Annotated in this window: 6 protein-coding genes; 1 reads left to right on the top strand and 5 read right to left on the bottom strand. The window is 70.5% G+C overall.

Translation table 11 applies throughout. The annotated features are described in order from the left end of the window. On the bottom strand, positions 1-366 hold a 366-nt coding region (locus AB0E19_RS38305), incomplete at its 3' end, for a maleylpyruvate isomerase N-terminal domain-containing protein (RefSeq protein WP_362189767.1). Between the two features lie 187 nt (positions 367-553). On the opposite strand from AB0E19_RS38305, the gene AB0E19_RS38300 reads away from it, so the two are divergent. Then, entirely contained in the window at positions 554-1,126 is a 573-nt protein-coding gene (locus tag AB0E19_RS38300; protein ID WP_362189764.1) for a dihydrofolate reductase family protein, read from the top strand. Here AB0E19_RS38300 and AB0E19_RS38295 read toward each other — a convergent pair. The 4 genes from AB0E19_RS38295 to AB0E19_RS38280 all read right to left on the bottom strand — a co-directional run. Next, complete coding sequence (locus tag AB0E19_RS38295) at positions 1,123-1,593, bottom strand: hypothetical protein (protein WP_362189761.1); 471 nt, start codon at positions 1,591-1,593, stop codon at positions 1,123-1,125. The genes AB0E19_RS38300 and AB0E19_RS38295 overlap by 4 nt on opposite strands. A gap of 51 nt (positions 1,594-1,644) precedes the next feature. Next, positions 1,645-1,824 carry a DUF1272 domain-containing protein gene (locus AB0E19_RS38290; RefSeq protein WP_362189758.1) on the bottom strand — a complete coding sequence of 60 codons (180 nt, stop codon included), beginning with the start codon at positions 1,822-1,824 and terminating at the stop codon, positions 1,645-1,647. Positions 1,825-2,010: 186 nt separating this feature from the next. After that, positions 2,011-2,796 (bottom strand): ABC transporter permease, encoded by a 786-nt coding sequence (locus AB0E19_RS38285; RefSeq protein WP_362189755.1) that lies wholly within the window; start codon positions 2,794-2,796, stop codon positions 2,011-2,013. Then, a partial coding sequence (locus tag AB0E19_RS38280) for a DUF4162 domain-containing protein (RefSeq protein WP_362189752.1) occupies positions 2,793-3,223 on the bottom strand: 431 nt, incomplete at its 5' end. The genes AB0E19_RS38285 and AB0E19_RS38280, both read right to left, overlap by 4 nt.

Raw genomic sequence — 3,223 nt, 5'->3', positions numbered from 1 at the left:
GTACCAGGGGAACCGCCCGCCGGGCGGCACCTTCCGCAAGGCCTCCTCCAGGAGCCGTCGCCCCTCCCGCCAGCGGGCGAGCAGCTCGGCGGGCGGCAGCGCGGCGCCCTCCTCGGCCCCGTCGTCGACGAACCGCTCGGGCGAGGCGAGCGCCTTCTCCACCTCGGCGGCGAAGCCCTCGGCGTCGGTGACCGCGAGCAGGGCGGCCCGGTCGGTCCAGGCGAGATGGGCGATCTGATGGGCGACGCTCCAGCGCGGCGCGGGCGTCGCGAGCCGCCAGCTCTCCTCGCTCGACTCGCTGACGATCGCGTCGAGTTCATCGCCTTCGGCACGGAGATCGGCGAGAACGTCGGCGGGGTCGGACACGGTGCGCTCCCCTCGGGAGGACGGGCCTGAGGAGTCGGAGCATGGCAGCGATCGCGAAAACAATCAAGCACGCTTGCTTGAAAAAGAGCCAGGGGAGGCCGATGAGTTTCGCGACCGGCCCCGGTCCTAGAGCATGAAAACGACAGCAGCCGCTTCACGGCCGAGAACCCGGAACCGAGGCACCGACATGCGCACTCTCATCAGCTCCGCCTTCGTCTCCCTCGACGGCGTCGTCGAGGCCCCCGGCGGCGAGGAGGGCTACCGGAACGCGGGCTGGACCTTCAAGGACATCGACTTCGTCCCGGAGGCGTACGAGATCAAGGGCCGCGAGCAGCAGGAGGCGACCGCGATGCTGCTCGGCCGCGCCAGCTACCAGGCCTTCAGCCCCGTCTGGCCCGGCATGGCGGACTTCGCCGACTACAAGGAGATGCCGAAGTACGTCGTCTCCACCACGCTCACCGACGACGACCTCGTCTCCGACTGGGGCCCGACCACGATCCTGCGCACCCTCGACGAGGTCGCCGCCCTGAAGGAGACCGAAGGCGGCCCGATCATCGTCCACGGCAGCGCGACCCTGAACCGCGCCCTCGCGGACGCGGGCCTGATCGACCGCTACCACCTCCTGGTCTTCCCGCTCCTCCTCGGCGCCGGCAAGCGCCTCTTCAGCACCACCGACAAGGACGCCCAGAAGCTGCGGCTCGTGGAACACGAGACGTACTCCAACGGCGTCCAGAAGCAGGTCTTCGACGTGGTCGGCTAGCCGGCGCGCAGGTAGGTCTCCTTCTTCCCCTCACCCGCGTCGTTGACGAGGATCAGCTTCTCCTCGCCGTCCTCCTCGCCGAGCTGCAGCGGGGCCAGCTGCCGCCCCGCCCAGCCGCAGTTCGCGTCCGCCAGGAAGTGGCGCCAGACCTTGTCCGCCTCGGAGGGGACGGGCTTCACCGTGCCCTGGCATTCGTCGCTTCCGTCGCTGGTCCAGAACGTCCCGTCGGCGGAGATCCGGATGGTCCAGGGGGTGTCGCCCTCCGTGCCGGTCTCCTTCCACTCCCCGACGACGGGGGCCAGGTCCGCGTCGCCCGCCACCGCCTCCTTCGGCGGGGCGCCCTCCTGCCGGGCGTCCCGGGGCTTCCCGTCCCCGGGGTTCGCCGTGACGTCCGAGGTCTCACACCCCGTCAGCAGGAGCACCGCACCCACGGCGGCCCCCGCCACTCCTCGTGTCCATATGTTCATGCGCCTCACCGTACCCGCCCCCAAATGGGCGACCCGGCCGAGGCATTGGCGTCAGCCCGCGCGACGCGGACGGGGCAGGAGTTCGCCGCCGCAGTTGGGGCAGACGCCGGACATCTCCTCCGTGCACGGGACGCAGAAGGTGCACTCGTACGAACAGATCCGGGCGTCGCCGTCGGCGGGCAGGGCCGCCGTCCCGCAGCGCTCGCAGCGGTCGCGCATCTCCAGGGCCATGGGCGGTTCCCCCTCGTTCCGTTCCTCGTGTGCCGGCGTGTCTCCCGCCTCCATGATCAAGGAGCGCGGGAGGCCGAAAAACAGCGGACCGGCCAGATCTCGACAGGATCGGGCCGGTCCGCTGCTTCCTCGGTTCCTTCTTCGGTCTCTTCTTCGACTCCTTCTTCGACTCGTTCTTCGACGGCGCTACTTGGGGTCCTTGTTGAAGGTCTTGGTGGACCAGACGTAGCCGAGGACCGTGAGGCCGGCGCACCACGCGAGGGCGAGCCAGCCGTTGTGGCCGATCCCGGTGCCCAGGAGGAGTCCGCGAAGGGTCTCGATCGCCGGAGTGAAGGGCTGGTACGCGGCGACGGGCTGGAACCAGCCGGGCATCTGCTCGATCGGCACGAAGGTGCTGGAGACGAGCGGCAGGAAGATCAGCGGGAGGGCGTTGTTGGAGGCGGCCTCCGCGTTCGGCGAGACCAGGCCCATGCCGACCGCGATCCAGGTGAGCGCGGTGGCGAAGACGACCAGGAGGCCGAAGGCGGCGAGCCATTCGAGGGCGGTGGCCCCGGTGGAGCGGAAGCCGATCGCGACCCCCACCGCCCCCACCAGGACGACGCCGGCGACCGACTGGAGGACACTGCCGACCACATGCCCGACCAGGACGGACGGCCGGTGGACGGCCATCGTCCGGAAGCGGGCGATGATCCCCTCGTTCATGTCGTTGGCGACGGAGACCGCGGTGCCGATGGTGGTGGAGCCGATGGTCATGAGCAGCAGCCCGGGCACCAGGTAGGCGACGTACGCGGAGCGGTCCGCGCCGCCCATCCCGGCGCTCATCACGTCTCCGAAGACGTAGACGAAGAGCAGGAGCAGCATGACCGGCGTCAGCAGCAGGTTCAGCGTGAGCGACGGGTAGCGGCGGGCGTGCAGGAGGTTCCGGCGGAGCATCGTGGACGAGTCGCGGACGGCGAGGGACAGGGTGCTCATCGGACGTGCTCCTTCGGCTGGGCGGGGAGGGTGGTGGTCGACTCGGTGAGGGCGAAGAAGACGTCGTCCAGGTCGGGGGTGTGGACGGTGAGTTCGTCCGCCTCGACGCCGGCCGCGTCGAGCCGGTCGAGCAGCGCCCGCAGGGCGCGCTGGCTTCCGTCGTTCGCGATCCGCAGGGTCAGCGCCTCGTCGTCGCGGGCCGCCGCCTCGCGCAGCGCGTCGGAGGCGCTGCGGTAGGCGTCGGGGCCGGTGAAGCGGAGGCGGACGTGCCCGCCGGGGATCCGGCGCTTGAGCTGGTCGGCGGTGCCTTCGGCGACGATCTTTCCGCCGTCGAGGACGGCGATGCGGTCGGCGAGTTGGTCGGCTTCTTCGAGGTACTGGGTGGTGAGGAAGACGGTGACGCCGTCGGCGACGAGTTCGCGGATGA

Origin of the sequence: Streptomyces sp. NPDC047974 (genome assembly GCF_040653375.1) — a bacterium.
In the GTDB taxonomy this organism is placed as follows: Bacteria; Actinomycetota; Actinomycetes; order Streptomycetales; family Streptomycetaceae; genus Streptomyces.
The sequence above is the reverse complement of the archived record's forward strand: the minus strand, read 5'-3'. Positions and strand labels throughout refer to the sequence as shown.

What these genes read in the sequence shown, in the direction of transcription:
- AB0E19_RS38300 (WP_362189764.1), top strand. Translation starts at nt 554, where the DNA reads ATGCGCACTCTCATCAGCTCCGCCTTCGTCTCCCTCGACGGCGTCGTC.
- AB0E19_RS38295 (WP_362189761.1), bottom strand. Translation starts at nt 1,593, where the DNA reads ATGAACATATGGACACGAGGAGTGGCGGGGGCCGCCGTGGGTGCGGTG.
- AB0E19_RS38290 (WP_362189758.1), bottom strand. Translation starts at nt 1,824, where the DNA reads ATGGCCCTGGAGATGCGCGACCGCTGCGAGCGCTGCGGGACGGCGGCC.
- AB0E19_RS38285 (WP_362189755.1), bottom strand. Translation starts at nt 2,796, where the DNA reads ATGAGCACCCTGTCCCTCGCCGTCCGCGACTCGTCCACGATGCTCCGC.